Below are 16,206 nucleotides of genomic sequence, written 5' to 3' on the forward strand. Positions count from 1 at the left end.
AGGATTCACGTTGTCGGCAACGAACCAACGAGGCACCCACCACACGGACCCCAGGGGGACAGCCATGAACGAAACCATCGCCAGGCGCCTGACAGGCCTTGCCGGCATCGCCACCGCGGCCGCCTTCATCGTCGAAGTACCCCTGTACTTCATCTACTCCGGCCCGCCGCCGGACTCGAACGTCCTGGCCAGGCTGCTGATCGGAATCTTCGCGCTGGCGTTCCTGATCGTGTGGGTGACGGTCTTCCGCGAACTGGTCAAGGAGGCGGACCCCGCCTACGAATGGGTCGGCACGATGGCCTTCGCCACCGGACTGGTCTACGCGACGATCACCCTGGTCTCCAGCGGGCTCGAAGCCGGCGCGGTCATCGTCGCCGACCACCCGATCGACCCGACCGTCACGGTCAGCGGCACCTACGTCCTCTACGGGGCGATCGGCCGCCTCATGCTCGCGCTCTTCCTGACCGCCGTGGGCTACGGAATCGCCCGTACGAAGCTGCTGCCGCGCTGGACCGGCCGTTCCGCCTTCGTCCTGGCAGGGGTCAACCTGCTCTTCGTGCCGTCCCTGTTCTTCGGCAACACCCCCGCGCACTTCTACGCGGCGAACGGCTGGGGCACGACCGCCCTCATGGGCGCCATCTTCAGCTACTGGATGCTCGCCCTGGGCATCTCCACCTACCGCAGCGCCACACGACGTGCGCCCGCCGGCTCACCAGCTGTGCAGCACTGACACCCCCTGCGCAGAAGATGGTTGCTCTACGCCTACTCACTGCCGCAACCGCTCGTCGCCGCCCGCGTCCGCGCCGTCTTCCCCATCCTGGGCAGCCCGGCCGGCCTCGCCGCCGAAGCGACCGTGTGCGCCATGCTCCTGCAGACCGTCAGCCGCGGCGACAACCTCACCCTTACCGACCCGCTCCACCACCGGTCCGAGGAACTGCGTCGACGCTGACGGATCTTGCAGAGGAGAGAGCGGCCAGATCAGTCCACCCACTTCCGATGTCACGGACTTCGATTGCTCCGGCCTGCGGCATGCACTGGATCCAACACCGTCGCCCGAACGCCTCCAGGATCTCTTCCACGGAGCCGACGTCGCGCACATCGGGCCAGGCCCGCGGATCCATCCGCGCGACCTCCACGAGCGCCATCACTTCCTTCCGGGCCCGGTCGTTCGGCAGCTGCGCCATGACCTCGACCGCGAGTTCCTCCACCGCCACGCCGTTCTGCATTCCGCACACCCCCGTGTGATCGACTCGGGCAGCAGCGTATAGAGGAGCCGCCGATCGCGCTCCGGCCTGTGGATAACCCGGCTCGGGGATGGTCCAGGGGCGGCGAACGTTGGATTTGCGCCCGCGTCATGGTCGGGGCGACCACGGGCCCCACCACGGGTCTGGCCGTGCCGCGCTCACCCCCGACCACGGCTGGCCAGCGCGTTACGTCTGCCGATATGCGGACCTGGTCCAGTGGACTCGCTGGTCGGGGTCGTGGACGGGGCGCCACACGCGTGCGGAGAGGCCGTGGTGGAGCAGGTCGGCCAGCGACGCCGCGAAAACGGGAACGTCGTGCAGGAAGCCTGACGGCGCGAGCTGCCCGGCACCCGCGCGCAGAGCCGTGATCCGGTTCTCGATGCCGGCGGGTCCGGTGCCATCCAGGACGAACAGGACGCGGGGAAAGAGCGGGTAGCGCCACCGCCAGTCCTCCAGCTCCTGGCCGATGGACGGCCGGCGGCGCCCCGGGATCGTGGGCACGTAGCGGTAGAGGCGCTCGTACGCGGGCAGCTTGGCGGCGAGGCGTTCGGGGCCCATGGTGGCCCGGTCGACCTCCACGAACGCCCGCAGCATCACCCCGTTGTCGCCGTCGGCGGGACCGCGCCGGTAGTACATGAGGGCGTCGGGGATGACGGCCTCGCCGCTCCCGATCGGGTGGTGGACCTCGGGGATCCAGTCCAGTGGCCGGAACAGGTCGCCGCGGCGGCGGGCGTCCTCGAAGAAGGCGAGCGCGGTCCAGGTCACGGTCAGCGTGTGGCCGGCCTTCAGCCGTACGGCGGTCGGATCGGACACGGTCCTGGAGGGCCGGTGCCCGCGCATCTCGGGCCACTCGGACGCCAGCTGCACGCCGTATGAGGTGGGGAACCACACCCGGGTCCGTCCGGCCTGCGGCAGGGTGATCCGGTCGACCAGCCCCTCAGCGCGCAGTCGAGCCAGCCGCCGCCGGGTCTGCTCGATGCGCACCGAGGGCGATCACCCGGTGCACCTGCTCGGTGGTGGCCATCCGGTACTGCGCCAGCACCGCCAGCGCCAGCCGGTCCCCGCCGCCCGCGTCCACGTCGATCATCGAGGTCCGCTCGCTTCCTGTCCGGTACGGCGCCGTCCTGGCGCCGCGCGTACCGGACAGGCCAGCAGCCGGCCCCGACCAGACCACCGACCACGAAGGCCCGACCACAGTTACGAAGCGACAACGCCTCCGTGGACCAGGCCGGAATCCCCGCCGACAACCCCGCCGACAGCCGTCTGCACCCTCTGCCGCGCCTGCCTGCGAACCCGCAGGTCACCACGCTGGTCTGGTCGTGGTCGGGAGGCCGACATCCCCTCTACGCCCCCGAGTCCACGCCCCACAGCAGGAAGAAAAAAGAAGAAGTGGGTGGGTGGGACAGGCCCCCGGGCGGCGGGCGAGGGGATCGGGCGCCGCCGGTGTTGCTCGCGCGCGACGGCGGGGCCGCGCGCGACGCCGGGCGGACAAGCCGTCCGGCCGGTGAAGTCGGGGTGCGCAGCGGGTTCGTGCCGGAGGCCCGTGAGGAGTTCGTCACCGTGGTGCTGGCGCGCGTTGCCGCGGGAAGCCCCGCTTCTATGCGGACCAGTCGAGGCCCAGGTGGGTGAGGGGTGGGAAGGGCCGGGCGTGTAGTGCACTTCGGGGGACCGGGCGTGGGTGTCTCGGCTCGTGCGTCGGCAGGGTCGCGCGGCCCGGCAGACACACTCGAGGTGGCTGGTTCGTGCCGTACGAAGACGGCACGGACCATCACCGCGAGCGTTGTTCAGACTCAGGCGCCGTCAGGCCTGGCCTTCCGACGTCTGCCGGGACTGGCGCAGGCCGATGGCTTCGGCGGGACCATGCCCAGCGGAGCAGGGTGGTGAAGGCAGCGGTTGCGGTGCCGGCCAGGAATTCCGGGGGTGCGTCGTAGAGGACTCGCATCATCCGCCTGCCGCCTGCCGCCTGCCGCCTGCCGCCTGCCGCCTGCCGCCTGTGCTGTCTGGCTGTGCCGTGTCGCGGCGGCGCTGCGCATCAGCTCTGTGTGGCGTCTGCCCAGTCGGTCCAGCTTGCGCCGCACCCGGTTACCGAAGGCCTCCGGGTCAGCGGCGCGATCATCCAGACCGGCACCGACTCCTATCGCCTCGCCCACACCAAGGCCCACGCCCAGGAGAGCGCCAGCAGCTGAGGGAACTGCCCGAGCACCCCACCGCCCATGTCCGGGTGATGGATGGCCATCACCCAGCTCGGCATCGCCAGCTCCAACTAGCCCCGCCCACGTATGCCGACCGTGCCGAGCTTCCTGCTGACCGGCTCTACTACCACCTAGGTCAGCTCGAACGGGCCGGGCTGATCGAGATCTCCGAGTACAGGCCGCTGGCCCGCGGCAAGTTCGAGCTGGACGCGGCGATGACCTGTCTGGACAACGACGCCCTGCGGCAGGCGCGCCGTCATCCGCTCTACGAGGAGCGCTATGTCCTGCTCACTCCGGTCGACGGGCCGCTGGGCGCGGTCGGCGCGGCCTCGTGGTCGCAGGCCGCGGTCCTGCCCCCTGTGTCTTCTGGTCCCCGGATGCGCAACCGGCGGATCATCGACGAGTGCTTCGCGGCCGACGGCGCCCTGGCCACGCCCGCGATCGAGTCAGACAGCGTCGCCGGACTGTACGCCCACCTGCCCGGCGGACGATGGTCCAGCGTGATCTCGCACGCCTGGCTGCACATGTTCGGCGTACCGGAAGGGATGAGGGGCGTACCGCTGGAGGGACCCGCGCACGGACCGCGGGTCGGGCTGGTCGTCGCTCGCACCGAACCCGCCTCGGTTGTCGAGCAAGCACTTCGCCCGCCGGCGCGGGAAGCCGGGGTGCGGGAGGCACTGGACGAACTGCTGCACTCCTACCCGCACGGACGCGGCTGATAGAAGCGGGCTATCCCGACATAGCGAGGATCGCTTTGACCTGGCCGAACGACCCCGAGGATCGTGAAGTGCACCTTCCCGCAACGCCAGTTGAGGAGCCGCGACATGGCCAAGGTGCTCTGCGTCCTGTACGAGGACCCCACCGACGGATACCCGACCACGTACGCCCGCGACGACCTCCCCACGATCAACCACTACCCGGGCGGCCAGACGACCCCGACTCCCGAGGGGATCGACTTCACCCCCGGCCACCTCCTCGGCAGCGTTTCCGGCGAACTCGGCCTGCGCAGCTACCTGGAGAAGGCCGGCCACACCCTGGTCGTCACCTCCGACAAGGACGGCGACGGGTCCGTCTTCGACCGCGAACTGCCCGACGCGGACGTCGTCATCTCGCAGCCGTTCTGGCCGGCGTACCTGACGGCGGAGCGCATCGCCGCGGCGAAGAACCTGAAGCTGGCGGTGACCGCGGGCATCGGCTCCGACCACGTCGACCTCGACGCCGCGATCGCGCACGGGGTCACGGTCGCCGAGGTGACGTACTGCAACAGCATCAGCGTCGCTGAACACGTCGTGATGATGACGCTGTCGCTGGTGCGCAACTACCTGCCCTCCCACCAGGTGGTGCTGGACGGCGGCTGGAACATCGCGGACTGCGTGGCCCGCTCCTACGACCTCGAGGGCATGCACGTAGGTACGGTCGCCGCCGGTCGCATCGGCGTCGCGGTGCTGCGCCGGCTCGCGCCCTTCGACGTGAAGCTGCACTACACGGACCGCCACCGCCTGTCCGAGGACGTCGAGCGTGAACTCGAGCTGGTCTGGCACGAGAGCACCGCCGACATGGTCCCGCACTGCGACGTCGTCACCATCAACGCCCCGCTCCACCCGGAGACCGAGGGACTCTTCGGCGACGAACTGCTCGCGAAGATGAAGCGCGGCGCCTATCTCATCAACACGGCCCGGGCGAAGATCACCGACCGGGACGCCGTCGAACGCGCCCTGCGCAGCGGGCAGTTGGCGGGTTACGCGGGCGATGTCTGGTACCCCCAGCCGGCTCCTGCCGACCATCCCTGGCGCACCATGCCGCACCACGGCATGACCCCGCACATCTCGGGCTCGTCGCTGTCCGCGCAGGCCCGCTATGCGGCGGGCACCCGCGAGATCCTGGAGTCCTGGTTCGCCGGTCGTCCGATCCGTGAGGAGTACCTGATCTCCGACGGCGGCGGGCTGGCCGGAACCGGCGCACATTCCTATTCCGTCAGCAAGTGATCCGGGGAGGCCACCGTTTGTGAGGTGACGGCCTCTCGGCATATGTGACGGACAGTCCGGGACCGTGCGCGGGTCGGTTGCTGCCTGGCTGGTCACGTTCGTGCCGGGCACGGCGGAGGCTGTCCGGCCGGATGCGGTGCCGGAGTCATGGGCACCCGAGGCAGCCGTCGAGGCAGCGGTCTCGGAACTGCTGGTGGAATGTCTCCCGTCGTGGCGGAAGGCCAGTGCGCCGCCCGCACTTGCGCCGACGACGGATGCCGCGATCAGGACGGCGACAGCGGCCCGACGCCGGGAGGATCTCTCCGGGGTGGTAGCGAACTGGGGCCAGGCGAGGTCTTCCGGTGCGGGCACGGACCACTGCGCTGTGACCAACTCTCCGATCAATGTCGGTTCGTTGGCTTCTGCCGCCGTGTGGCCGTTGAGTACCTGGGTCGACTTGGCGGCCAGCAGCCGTGCGCAGGCATCGGCCGCTTCGGCGGCGTCCGGTCGGTCGGCAGGTTCCTTGGACAGAGTCCGTTCCAGGAACTCCTTGAGTGCCTCGGGTATGCCGTCCAGGTCTGGCCGACTCGAGGTGACGCGGTAGGCCACTGCTTCGGGAGCACCGGTGCCGAAGGGCAGTCGGCCGGTGGCCGCATAGGCCACGAGTGCGCCCCAGGCGAACAGATCGCCCTCCGCTGCGATGGCGCCGCTGTGGTAGTGCTCGGGGCTGATCCAGCCCGGGGTGCCGGTCAGTACGCCAGTGCGGGTGACGCTGGTGCCATCAGCTGCGTGCGCGATGCCGAAGTCCAGCACACGGGGGCCGGCCGGGGTCAGCAGTACGTTCTGCGGTTTGACGTCCCGGTGCACGACGCCGGCGCCATGGATCGCCGAGAGAGCCTGCGCAGTGCCAGTGGCGAAGCCGTACAAGGTGCCCTCGGTCAGCGGACCGTGGGCGGCCAGGTGTTGAGCCAGGGTGGGACCCGGGGCATAGGCGGTCGCCAGCCAGGGGGCGTCGGCATCGGGGTCGGCCGCCAGGAGCGGCAGCAGGAACGGGCCCTGCACCCGGGCGGAGAGGCGAACCTCACGGCGGAACCGGGCCCGGAACTCCGGATCGCCCGCCTGCACGGGATGAATCACCTTCACCGCCACCCGTTCCTCGCCGTCGGTGAGCGCGGCATACACGGTTCCCATGCCGCCCACGCCGAGTCGGCCCACCACGCGGTAGGGGCCGACACAGGAAGGATCACCAGGGCGAGCGGGCTGGATCCGCCCGCCGGAACCAACAGCGTTCACGGATTGTCCGACCGATCATTGCGGGGAGGTGGGTGAGGCCGGATGCTATCTCTCCCGCGTCTCAGCCAGTTAAGGATCTGCCCTTGGCCTGCACAGATGGATGGCGCCGGAGGCGAACCATCCGCGTGCCGTGGCCTCTGCCTCTTCGGACAGATCGTCGACGAAGACCACAGCCGGGCCGTGCTGCTGACGTAGAAGGGATTGCGCGAGCGCCGGGACCGGTCCGCGGAATCCGTGCCCGCGGGCATTCTTCCGATTCTGTACACGTTTCGCAGGCGGTCGTCGGTGACGACGACATTCTCGAACTCGCCGCCCTTGACGCCGCATCGGGTTGAGAACGGCGTCTGCTCGTCGATGAAGCGCGTGACGCTGATGACTCCCTGGTTGGGCATCTCGCGAAGGCCGTTGGAGAATCATCGGGTCCGTAGCGGCTCACGCGCCGGTCTGTTACAGCAGGTTCGCGTACTTCAGCGTGCCCGCGATCCCGCGGTGGGTGAGCATGAGGTATTTGGTGTTCTCCTGCGTCCAGCCTCCTTCTGCGAGCGCAGCGCTTGCCACTTCAAGCCGTTGAGGGCGGGCTGCTGCGGCGGTGTTGAGGAACAGGCGCACCTCGCCCTGTTGCCGCTCTCCGACGGCCTCCTGGCCCTATGGGTAGATTTTCTGCGTTGAGTCACCGAAGAGACCGACGACGCCTGCTTCCCGGCCCGGAGCAATTGTCAACTCCTGTGGATCGCTGGGTTGTACTCCAGTGCGACTTCGTGATCTGGCTAGGCGTCGAGGTAGTGGTAATCCCCATCCGGGAGGCCGATCACCAGGCCGCCGTTGTGGACCCTCCACTCGCTCATGCCGTCGACGTCGTGGCTGACCAGAAACAGCCCCCGGGGCCTCTCGTCGTACTCGTCATCCTGGTAGGAGGCCGGGATCTGGGCGATCTGACGCAACCTCTCCTCGAACCAGCCGAGGGACACCGCGCGGATGTCGCCCCCGTAGAAGGCCCACCTGACGTTGTTGTACTGCCGAGCGGGGAAGGCCCAGCCACCGCTGTAGGTGCGCTCCGGATCGTCTGCTTCCACGATTTCCTTGATCTGGGCCAGCTGTCCGTCGTCACACTCCAGCCAGCCCCTGACCGAGACCATGGTTCCCACGACGGTTGCTCCTCATTCGGCGGCGCGCTGCCCTGCACACGGTTCCTATGCGCTTGCACGCTAGGGGTGACCTGCTCGGTCGCGCAAAGGGATAGACAGGTGGAGCAGCCGCCTCGGGCGAGAGCGCGCCATCCCCATCCGGTCGGCCCTCGCGATGTGCGCTGGGCCCGGGTGAGTATGAGAACGGCCAACGCGTGATCAGCAGGGGTTGTGTGGGCTCCTGAAGATCGTGCGATGGCCGCGGGCCACAGCATGACGCGGCCCGCTGGCAGGCGATGTTCGACCAGGCCATGGCCCGCATCGCGGGCCGGTTTCGCCGAGTGGAACCGCGGGCGACGGCGCGGGCGTTCATCCTCGGACTGCTGTCCGGCGTCGAACGCAAGAACTGCCGGCAGCTGGCCGAATAGGCTGGCCATGCCCGCTCCGGCGCGATGCAGAGGCTGCTGCGAAGCGCACGCTGGGCTACTTTCAGACATCGTTCGCCCAGCTGCTTGGTACCACGGTCCGGCGCTCGAAGATTCCGAGAAGTACCCACTCCGCTGGAACGCCCATGGCCCGGCTGGGGGTTCCTGGGTTCGGGGACGGCTTGGTGCGCGGTGGTCGGCGTGGTCTTGTTGCGCTCCCGTACCGGCGATGGCCGGCGAAGGTCGGCGACGGCCGGCCACCGGCCACCGGATTCGCCACGGCGTTTGCGTGTGGCGATCTGATCGGCCGCTTGCGGCACCACCGCGCGAACGCCCTGCCTGCTGAGGTGAGTTCGGATGGCTCGCGAGGAGCGAGGCCGGCTTCGCGCCCGCGACCGTGGGTGTGCTTGCACAACTACCAGAACGGTCGTGAAGAGGCAGGTCAGGACGTCTTTCGTCGCCAAGGCGCCCGCAAACGGTCACCGATCCGTGGATCCGGCTTCAAATCTTGAGCACAAATTCCACACGTCCCTCTCTTCAGACGGGCCCCGATGGTCTAGATTGACCGTGCTTCGCATGCTGGGACACGAGGCGACAAATGATGATCTATGGGTCCGGCGATGTAGATGGCCAGCAGCGTTGTCTCTGGCGCCAGACGTGGGGGTGATCAATTCTTGGAGCCCGAGAGGGGCTTTGGGTGCGGGGAGCATCCGAGGTTTCGACGGGTTCCCGCGCACCTCAAGAGCCTGGCAGGGCGTGCAAGTCCGCTGCCGCCAGGGTGGGTTGTTCACGTAGCTCTGAAATTGCCGGGATGTCATGCGCGGGGGGTGGGGGCCCCGTGAGGGGGAACAGCCGGCGGGAGGCGGGGGCCTCCCGTAAGGGGCGAAACAGTGTGAGGCGAACACGTCGAACCACTGGGGACCTTGGGGGGTTCTGTGCGGCAGGGGGGAATAGTCGGCCCTTATCCGTCGGCGCGCGGGCGTCTGGCGGACGGGGCAATCAGCCAGCCCGCGATCGAATGGGAGCAGCGGTACAGACGTACCGTGATCATCAGCGACACCGTGGCCACCGCCTTGGTGGTGGCGGCGATCGGCGACTTCTTCGGGGCCCGGGACGCGGCCAACTGGCATGAGAAGTGGGGCATTCTTGCCTTCGGCACTCAGGTGCTGGTGCTGGGCGCGCTCGCGGTGAGCCGCTCGTGGTCTCCGGCCGTACTCGGCCAAGGCGCCGAGGAATTCCGTCGGCTCGGACGCTCACTCTTCACGGCGACCGTCGTCCTGGCGCTCGGCGGGATCGCCCTGACCTCGCGCAACATCAAGCTCTGGATCTTCGTCGCGATCCCCGCGATCGCGCTCGTCACCATGACCGCGCGGTATCTGCTCCGCCTGTGGCTGCACAAACAGCGCAAGGAAGGACGATGCCTGAGACCGGTGCTCGCTGCCGGGAGCCCGGCCACGGTGCGCGACCTGATCAACCGCACCCGCAAGTTCCCGCACCTCGGCTGGCGGGTGGAGGCGGTGTGCACGACGGACGGCCGAGGGCTCGACGGTGACCAAGGCGGGCTCGACGGCGACCAGTTGGACGGAGTGCCGGTCATCGGCCTGCTGGAGGACGTCGCCAAGCACGTCCGCCACGACGGCTACCGCGTCGTCGCGGTCACACCGGACCCGCACTGGTCACCGGACCGGCTGCAGCGGCTGGCCTGGAACCTCGAAGGCAGCGACGCCGAGATGATCGTGGCCCCCGTGCTGATGGAGGTGGCCGGCCCGCGGCTGCACGTCGACGCGGTGCTCGGGATACCGCTGCTGCGGGTCAGCATGCCGACCTTCACCGGAGGCCGTCGGGCGATCAAGGGGGTCGTCGATCGGATGGGCGCGGCGATCCTGCTGATGCTGTTCGCGCCACTGATGGCCCTCGTCGGGCTGCTCGTGCTGGTGGACAGCCGGGGCGGGGCCTTATACCGCCAGCGCAGGGTCGGCAAGGACGGCCGCGAGTTCACCATCGTCAAGTTCCGCACCATGGTCGCCGAGGCCCACGGGGCACGTGCCCAGTTGGCCGACCGCAACGAGGGCGCGGGCCTGCTGTTCAAGCTCCGCCGGGATCCGCGGGTGACCCGGGTGGGAGCGGTGCTGCGCCGGTACTCGCTCGACGAGCTCCCACAGCTCTTCAACGTGCTCACCGGATCGATGTCGCTCGTCGGACCGCGGCCTCCGCTGCCGGAGGAGTGCGCCGCGTACGACCCGGACATCCGGCGGCGGTTGCTGGTCAAGCCGGGGCTCACCGGCCTGTGGCAGATCAGCGGACGCAGCGACCTGCCGTGGGAGGAGGCGGTCCGCCTCGACCTGCGGTACGTGGAGGACTGGTCGCTCGCCCTGGACACAGTGATCTTGTGGAAGACGCTGCGCGCCGTGCTCCACGGGCAGGGGGCCTACTGATGCGCGAGGGTCGTCCGACCGGCGCGCGGACCGCAGGCCGCGAGGGCCTGCCTGGGGGGAGAGACGGGGCATGAGAGTCAGCGTTTTCGGGCTCGGCTACGTGGGCTGCGTATCGGCCGCGTGCCTGGCCAGCATGGGGCACGAGGTCATCGGGGTGGACGTGAACCAGGTGAAGGTCGACCTGGTCAACGACGGCAAGGCCCCGGTGGTGGAGGAACGTATCGGCGAGCTCATCGCCGAGGTCGTGCGGAGCGGAGCGTTGCGCGCCACCGGCGACGTCCGCGAGGCGATCATGGGCAGTGAGGTGTCGCTGGTCTGCGTGGGTACGCCGTCGGAGCCCAACGGCAGCCTGTGCACCACCTACTTGGAGCGGGTCACCGAGCAGATCGGCGCCGCGCTGGCCGAGCGGGGCGGGCGGCAGACCGTCGTGTTCCGCAGCACCATGCTCCCGGGCACCTGCCTGAACCTGCTGGTACCGATCCTGGAGAAGAACGTCGGCGGCACGGCCGGGGTGGACATCGGGGTCGCGGTCAACCCGGAGTTCCTGCGCGAGGGCACCAGCGTGCAGGACTTCTTCGACCCGCCCAAGACCGTCATCGGCGAGCTCGACCCGGCGAGCGGCGACGCGGTGACGGCGCTGTACGACGGCCTGCCCGGCGAGGTGTTCCGGGTGCCGGTCCCGACCGCCGAGGCGATCAAGTACGCGGACAACGCGTTCCACGGCCTCAAGATCGGCTTCGCGAACGAGCTGGGCGCGGTGTGCCAGGCGCTCGGCGTGGACTCACACCAGGTGATGGACGTGTTCCTGGCCGACCGCAAGCTGAACATCAGCCCCGCCTACCTGCGGCCCGGCTTCGCCTTCGGTGGCTCCTGCCTGCCCAAGGACCTGCGCAGCCTGGTCCACGCGGCGCAGCGGGCCGACGTCTCGGTGCCCATCCTCTCCCACGTGCTGGCCTCCAACTCCGACCATCTGCAGCGCGCGGTGGACCTGGTCGAGCGCACCGGCAAGCGCCGGGTGGGCCTGTTCGGGCTGTCCTTCAAACCCGGCACCGACGACCTCCGCGAGAGCCCGCTCGTCGAGCTGGCGGAGAGGCTCTTCGGCAAGGGGTACGACCTCAAGATCTACGACGCCAATGTGAGCCTCTCCCGGCTGCTCGGCGCGAACCGCGAGTACATCGAGAGCCGGCTGCCCCATCTCGCGCAGCTGCTCGCGGACTCCGTCGACGAGGTGCTCGAGCACGCCGAGGTGTGCCTGGTCGGGACCAGGGATCCGGCCGTGCTGTCGGCGCTGCCCCATGCGGACGGACCGATGATCGTCGACCTCATCCGCCTTCCCGACGCCGAGGCGCGCCGGGCCGAACCGGGATACATGGGCCTTGCTTGGTAACGCGACCAGCGGCGACGGGACGGGCCGGCGCGCGCTGATCCTGGTGGAGAACCTCTCGGTCCCCTTCGACCGGCGGGTGTGGCAGGAGTGCACGACGCTGCGCGACGCGGGCTGGGAGGTGCACGTCATCTGCCCCCGGGGGGAGAAGCGGGACACGGAGCCGGAGGCGGTGATCGACGGGGTGCGGATCCACCGCTACCCGTTGCGCGCGGCCACCGGAGGACCGGCCGGCTACCTGCGGGAATACGGATCGGCGTTGTGGCACACCGTCCGGCTGGCCCGCAAGGTCGGCCCGGTCGACGTGGTCCACGCCTGCAACCCGCCCGACCTGCTGTTCCTGCCGGCCCTGTGGATGAAGCGGCGCGGCGCGCGGTTCGTCTTCGACCAACACGACCTGGTACCCGAGCTGTACCTGTCACGGTTCGACCGCGGCGAAGACCTGCTCTACCGCGCCGTGTGCGCGCTGGAGAGGCGGACCTACCGGGCCGCGGACATCGTGCTCGCCACGAACGAGAGCTACCGGGACGTCGCGCTGCGCCGTGGCGGCCGACGGCCGGAGGACGTCTTCGTGGTGCGCAGCGCACCCGCGACCGACCGGTTCCAACCGGTGCCGCCGGAACCGGAGTTGAAGCGCGGCAAACCCCATCTGCTGTGCTACCTCGGCGTCATGGGTCCCCAGGACGGCGTCGACTACGCCCTGCGGGCCCTGGCGAAACTGCGCGACGAGGTCGGCCGCACCGACTGGCACGCGGTGTTCGTCGGTGCCGGCGACGCCTTCGACGCGATGGTGGAGCTGTCCGGGCGGCTCGGTCTCTCCGAGCAGGTGCAGTTCACCGGGCGCATCCCGGACGCCGACCTGGTGCGCTACCTGTGCACCGCGGACGTGTGCCTTTCCCCCGACCCGCACAATCCGCTCAACGACGTGTCGACCATGAACAAGGTCCTGGAGTACATGGCGATGGGGCGGCCGATCGTCTCGTTCGACCTCCGGGAGGCGCGCGTCTCCGCCGCCGAGGCCGCCGTCTACGCGCCCGCCAACGACGAGGCCCAGTTCGCCAAGCTCATCGCGCTGCTCCTCGACGATCCGGAGAAGCGGGCCCGGATGGGAAAGATCGGCCAGGAGCGGATCAGCGGGCCGCTGTCCTGGCGGAACTCGCAAGCGTCACTGCTCGCCGCCTACGCCGCCGCCTGCCGGGACCATGCCCCGGTGTCGGCGGGCGGGCCGGTCCGTACGGGGAAGAGGCCGCACCATTGAATGACGACACGATCCGCCTGGTCACGATCGGACGGATTCTCCGTCGGCGGTGGCGGCTCCTCGCCGTCCTCGCCGTAGTGGGCGCGCTCTTCGGCTACGGCACCTCGGTGCTGCTGCTTCCGCCGCGGTACACGGCAGAGGCATCGGTACTGCTGCCGGGGCAGTGGGAAGAGCGCGAACTGCTGACCCAGGTGGACATCGCGACCAGTTCGGCGGTGGTCGACCGCGCCGCCGCCGCGCTCAACTGGAAGGGCGTCGACGGCACCGAGCTGCGGGACGACGTGAGCGCCAAGGCCGCCGACGGGAACATCATCAAGATCTCGGGTACGGCCGACACCCCGGAGCGCGCCCAGCGGCTCTCCGACCAGCTGGCCCAGCAGTTCGTCACCTTCGCGACCCGCATCGCGGGCGGCAGCACCGACCCCGAGGCGGATACGGCGACAGAGGCGCTGCGGAAGCAGGTGGCGGAGACCAACCGCCGCATCACCGACCTGGCCAACTCGGCAGATCCTGGGCAGACCGTGGAGGCCGTGCAGGCCCGCACCGAGCTCGAGGGTCTGCGCACCGGGCTGCAGGACGCCATGAAGAAGCTGGAGGAGGCCAACCCGACGACCGCCAAGGCCGGCATGGTCGTCATGGGGCCGGCGCCCCGACCCACCGGCGCGGCGGCGCCGACGAGGATGCAGCTCATCGTCGTCGGGGCGCTGCTGTTCGTCCTGCTCGCGGTCATCGGCCATCTCGCCGCCGCACGGGTGAGCCGCCGGCTGCGCACCGAACCGGAGATCGCCGCGGCGCTCGGCTCGCCGTTCCTCGGCACTGTCGACGTGCCCGGTGAACAGCGCGGGCACCGGCCCGAAAGCCGTGGCTCACGGGCCCGGCTCCGCCGGCTTCTCGGCATCGACACCCGGTGGGACATGCCTGCCCCGCAGAGATCCGGCGACGAGGCCGAGAGGCGGATCCGCTACCGGCGGGTGTGCGCTCGCCTCCGGGACCAACTGCCCGCCCCCCGGCGGCTGCTGGTCGTCGTACCGGAAGGCGACGCGGTCGCCCGGCTGGCCGCAGGACAGCTCGTCGCCGAGGCCACCAGTGATCCGCAGCTGCGGGTGGTGGAGGTCTCGGTGGACCGGCCGATCGTGCCGGACCGCGACACCGAGTCCGGTGTCCTGGCCGTCCTCAGCGCGGGCAGCTGGACCGCCGAGGAACTCGCCGGCATCGCCGAGGCGTGTGCGGACGGCGGGCACGAGGTCGTCGGCGTCGTCGTCGCCGGCACGGTCCGCAACCGCCCGGCGCGGACTGCCGACCGCCCTTCTGACGAGGCCACCCCGGCGCTCGCGGTCCACGGCCACGCGACAGGAGATTCAGCGTGACGACGAGCACGACTTCGGAGTCGTCGGCCGCCGCTCCGCTCCTCGACCTCCAGGCGCTGGTGGTCGCGGTCCGCAGACGCCGCCGGCTGTGGAGCGCCATGGCGCTGCTCGGACTGCTGATCGGCGCGGCCGTGGCGGTCCTGCTGCCGCCGGCACCGGCCGCCGTGACCAAGGTGCTGGTCGCGCATCAGGAGGACCAGCCGAACGACACCGGAACGCTGATCCGCACCGACGCCCAGCTGCTGGCGACCTCGAGGATCGCCGGCCAGGCCCTGCGGATCCTCAAGTCCCCGGAAAAGCCGGAGGACCTCATGCGGGACTACCGGGGCACCGGACTGACCAACAACGTCCTCCAGATCGATGTGACAGGCAAGACCGACGCGGAAGCGGTGGCCCGGGCCGAGGCACTGGCCGAAGCGTTCGTCGCGGACCACGCCAAGCGCATCCAGGCCATCGCCGACGCCAACGCCAAGGGCCTGCTCGATCAGCGTGACCGCATGCAGGTGGAGCTCGCCGACGTCAACAAGGCGATCGGCGGCCGGTCGCCCGGCACCGACCCGAAGGACGCGGCGAACCTCGAGTCGCTGTTCGCCCGGCGGGCCGAACTCACCTCACAGATCTCCGACTTCGGGCAACGTGCCGAGGAGGCGCGCGTCGGCGCGCCCCAGCTCGTCGCCGGCACACAGATCGTGGACGCCCCGCGCGCGGTGCGGCACTCCCTGCCCAAGGCCGCCGTCACCAACGCCGTGATCGGACTCGTCCTCGGGCTCTTCCTCGGGCTCGCGCTGGCCGCGGTCGCCGTGGTGGTGGCGGACCGCCCCGTGCTGCGCCGGGACATCGCCGCGAACCTCGGCGCCTCGGTCATCGCGGAGCTGCCCCGCCGGTCGGGCAGGCTGTGGCAGCGCCGACGGACCCGGGTGGCACGCGAACGGCTCACCACGACCCTTGCCCGCACCGTGCGCGGCTCCGCGGAGCCGCTGTCGCTGCTGGAACTGGGCTGTGCGCGCAGCACGAGCGTGATCGCCCTGGGCCTCGCCCGGGCACTGGCGGAGGACGGGCCAGTGGTCGTCATCGACGGTCTCCCTCGCCCGCAGCTCGCGGGCCGCCGCCCGAAGCCGGGAGACCCCACCGTGGTCAGCGGCGAACGCGCCGCGGCCGTGTCGCCTCAGGAGCGCCGGTTCGGCGTCGGCTCGGTGGCGCCCGGCACGGCGTGGACCGACCTCCAGTATCTCGGCACCCAGACCGTGCTCGTCGTGCGTGCCGGGCACGGCGGCGCCGCATGGCTGCACACCGTGGCGCGGCAACTCGCGGACCAGCGCATTCCGGTGATCGGTGTGGTGCTGATCGACCCCGATCCGCGTGACCGGACCGACGGCACGCTGTGGGACGGGCTGCACACCGCGCTGCGCGGCCGGAGCGAGCGGCCGGCCCGGCAGAGCGGGACGGGCCGGCTGCGCACGGAGCGGCAGCCGATGCGGGCCGCACGGGTCCCGGACAACGACCAGGAGGTGCGGTAGGAC

14 protein-coding genes and 2 pseudogenes are annotated in these 16,206 nt (G+C 70.1%); 11 read left to right on the forward strand and 5 right to left on the reverse strand.

Annotated features, from left to right (window positions below):
• The first annotated feature begins 64 nt into the window (after window positions 1–64).
• Both ACZ7M3_RS48255 and ACZ7M3_RS48260 read left to right on the forward strand, forming a co-directional pair.
• Window positions 65–730: a hypothetical protein gene (locus ACZ7M3_RS48255; protein WP_472072526.1), complete on the forward strand. Its 666-nt coding sequence runs from the start codon at window positions 65–67 to the stop codon at window positions 728–730.
• 21 nt (window positions 731–751) lie between these two features.
• Window positions 752–949, forward strand: coding sequence for a hypothetical protein (locus ACZ7M3_RS48260; protein WP_472072528.1), 198 nt, complete (start codon window positions 752–754; stop codon window positions 947–949).
• Window positions 950–992: 43 nt separating this feature from the next.
• On the opposite strand, the pseudogene ACZ7M3_RS48265 reads toward ACZ7M3_RS48260, so the two are convergent.
• From ACZ7M3_RS48265 to ACZ7M3_RS48275, 3 genes and pseudogenes are all read right to left on the reverse strand, one after another.
• Window positions 993–1,226 (reverse strand): annotated as a pseudogene (locus ACZ7M3_RS48265) (hypothetical protein); the annotation flags it as partial.
• Window positions 1,227–1,430: 204 nt separating this feature from the next.
• Window positions 1,431–2,228: a replication-relaxation family protein gene (locus ACZ7M3_RS48270; protein WP_472072530.1), complete on the reverse strand. Its 798-nt coding sequence runs from the start codon at window positions 2,226–2,228 to the stop codon at window positions 1,431–1,433.
• Window positions 2,182–2,331: a hypothetical protein gene (locus tag ACZ7M3_RS48275; protein ID WP_472072532.1), complete on the reverse strand. Its 150-nt coding sequence runs from the start codon at window positions 2,329–2,331 to the stop codon at window positions 2,182–2,184. The genes ACZ7M3_RS48270 and ACZ7M3_RS48275 overlap by 47 nt, the downstream gene beginning before the upstream one ends.
• Window positions 2,332–3,286: 955 nt before the next feature.
• Between ACZ7M3_RS48275 and ACZ7M3_RS48280 the strand changes: the two genes are divergently transcribed.
• From ACZ7M3_RS48280 to ACZ7M3_RS48290, 3 genes are all read left to right on the forward strand, one after another.
• Window positions 3,287–3,430, forward strand: a complete 144-nt coding sequence (locus ACZ7M3_RS48280) for a hypothetical protein (RefSeq protein ID WP_355979186.1) — start codon at window positions 3,287–3,289, stop codon at window positions 3,428–3,430.
• Window positions 3,431–3,468: 38 nt separating this feature from the next.
• Entirely contained in the window at window positions 3,469–4,155 is a 687-nt protein-coding gene (locus tag ACZ7M3_RS48285; RefSeq protein ID WP_472072534.1) for a LysR substrate-binding domain-containing protein, read from the forward strand.
• A gap of 105 nt (window positions 4,156–4,260) precedes the next feature.
• Complete coding sequence (locus ACZ7M3_RS48290) at window positions 4,261–5,421, forward strand: NAD-dependent formate dehydrogenase (protein WP_472072536.1); 1,161 nt, start codon at window positions 4,261–4,263, stop codon at window positions 5,419–5,421.
• A gap of 528 nt (window positions 5,422–5,949) precedes the next feature.
• On the opposite strand, the pseudogene ACZ7M3_RS48295 reads toward ACZ7M3_RS48290, so the two are convergent.
• Both ACZ7M3_RS48295 and ACZ7M3_RS48300 read right to left on the reverse strand, forming a co-directional pair.
• Window positions 5,950–6,591: pseudogene (locus tag ACZ7M3_RS48295) on the reverse strand (serine/threonine-protein kinase); the annotation flags it as partial.
• Between the two features lie 869 nt (window positions 6,592–7,460).
• Window positions 7,461–7,829 (reverse strand): hypothetical protein, encoded by a 369-nt coding sequence (locus ACZ7M3_RS48300; RefSeq protein WP_472072593.1) that lies wholly within the window; start codon window positions 7,827–7,829, stop codon window positions 7,461–7,463.
• Between the two features lie 284 nt (window positions 7,830–8,113).
• On the opposite strand from ACZ7M3_RS48300, the gene ACZ7M3_RS48305 reads away from it, so the two are divergent.
• The 6 genes from ACZ7M3_RS48305 (at window position 8,114) to ACZ7M3_RS48330 (ending at window position 16,203) form a co-directional block, all read left to right on the forward strand.
• Complete coding sequence (locus ACZ7M3_RS48305; RefSeq protein WP_472072597.1) at window positions 8,114–8,245, forward strand: hypothetical protein; 132 nt, start codon at window positions 8,114–8,116, stop codon at window positions 8,243–8,245.
• 932 nt (window positions 8,246–9,177) lie between these two features.
• A complete protein-coding gene (locus ACZ7M3_RS48310; protein ID WP_472072538.1) occupies window positions 9,178–10,677 on the forward strand; it encodes a sugar transferase in 1,500 nt (499 codons plus the stop codon).
• A gap of 70 nt (window positions 10,678–10,747) precedes the next feature.
• Window positions 10,748–12,064 (forward strand): nucleotide sugar dehydrogenase, encoded by a 1,317-nt coding sequence (locus ACZ7M3_RS48315; RefSeq protein WP_472072540.1) that lies wholly within the window; start codon window positions 10,748–10,750, stop codon window positions 12,062–12,064.
• Window positions 12,054–13,319: a glycosyltransferase family 4 protein gene (locus tag ACZ7M3_RS48320; protein ID WP_472072542.1), complete on the forward strand. Its 1,266-nt coding sequence runs from the start codon at window positions 12,054–12,056 to the stop codon at window positions 13,317–13,319. The genes ACZ7M3_RS48315 and ACZ7M3_RS48320 overlap by 11 nt, the downstream gene beginning before the upstream one ends.
• A complete protein-coding gene (locus ACZ7M3_RS48325; RefSeq protein WP_472072544.1) occupies window positions 13,316–14,686 on the forward strand; it encodes a Wzz/FepE/Etk N-terminal domain-containing protein in 1,371 nt (456 codons plus the stop codon). Before ACZ7M3_RS48320 ends, ACZ7M3_RS48325 begins: the two co-directional genes overlap by 4 nt.
• A complete protein-coding gene (locus ACZ7M3_RS48330; RefSeq protein ID WP_472072545.1) occupies window positions 14,683–16,203 on the forward strand; it encodes a Wzz/FepE/Etk N-terminal domain-containing protein in 1,521 nt (506 codons plus the stop codon). The genes ACZ7M3_RS48325 and ACZ7M3_RS48330 overlap by 4 nt, the downstream gene beginning before the upstream one ends.
• Window positions 16,204–16,206 lie beyond the last annotated feature (3 nt).

This window comes from Streptomyces sp. NPDC111656, from assembly GCF_055656965.1.

What these genes read in the sequence shown, in the direction of transcription:
- ACZ7M3_RS48275 (WP_472072532.1), bottom strand. Translation starts at nt 2,331, where the DNA reads ATGATCGACGTGGACGCGGGCGGCGGGGACCGGCTGGCGCTGGCGGTG.
- ACZ7M3_RS48300 (WP_472072593.1), bottom strand. Translation starts at nt 7,829, where the DNA reads ATGGTCTCGGTCAGGGGCTGGCTGGAGTGTGACGACGGACAGCTGGCC.
- ACZ7M3_RS48305 (WP_472072597.1), top strand. Translation starts at nt 8,114, where the DNA reads ATGTTCGACCAGGCCATGGCCCGCATCGCGGGCCGGTTTCGCCGAGTG.
- ACZ7M3_RS48290 (WP_472072536.1), top strand. Translation starts at nt 4,261, where the DNA reads ATGGCCAAGGTGCTCTGCGTCCTGTACGAGGACCCCACCGACGGATAC.
- ACZ7M3_RS48315 (WP_472072540.1), top strand. Translation starts at nt 10,748, where the DNA reads ATGAGAGTCAGCGTTTTCGGGCTCGGCTACGTGGGCTGCGTATCGGCC.
- ACZ7M3_RS48285 (WP_472072534.1), top strand. Translation starts at nt 3,469, where the DNA reads ATGGATGGCCATCACCCAGCTCGGCATCGCCAGCTCCAACTAGCCCCG.
- ACZ7M3_RS48255 (WP_472072526.1), top strand. Translation starts at nt 65, where the DNA reads ATGAACGAAACCATCGCCAGGCGCCTGACAGGCCTTGCCGGCATCGCC.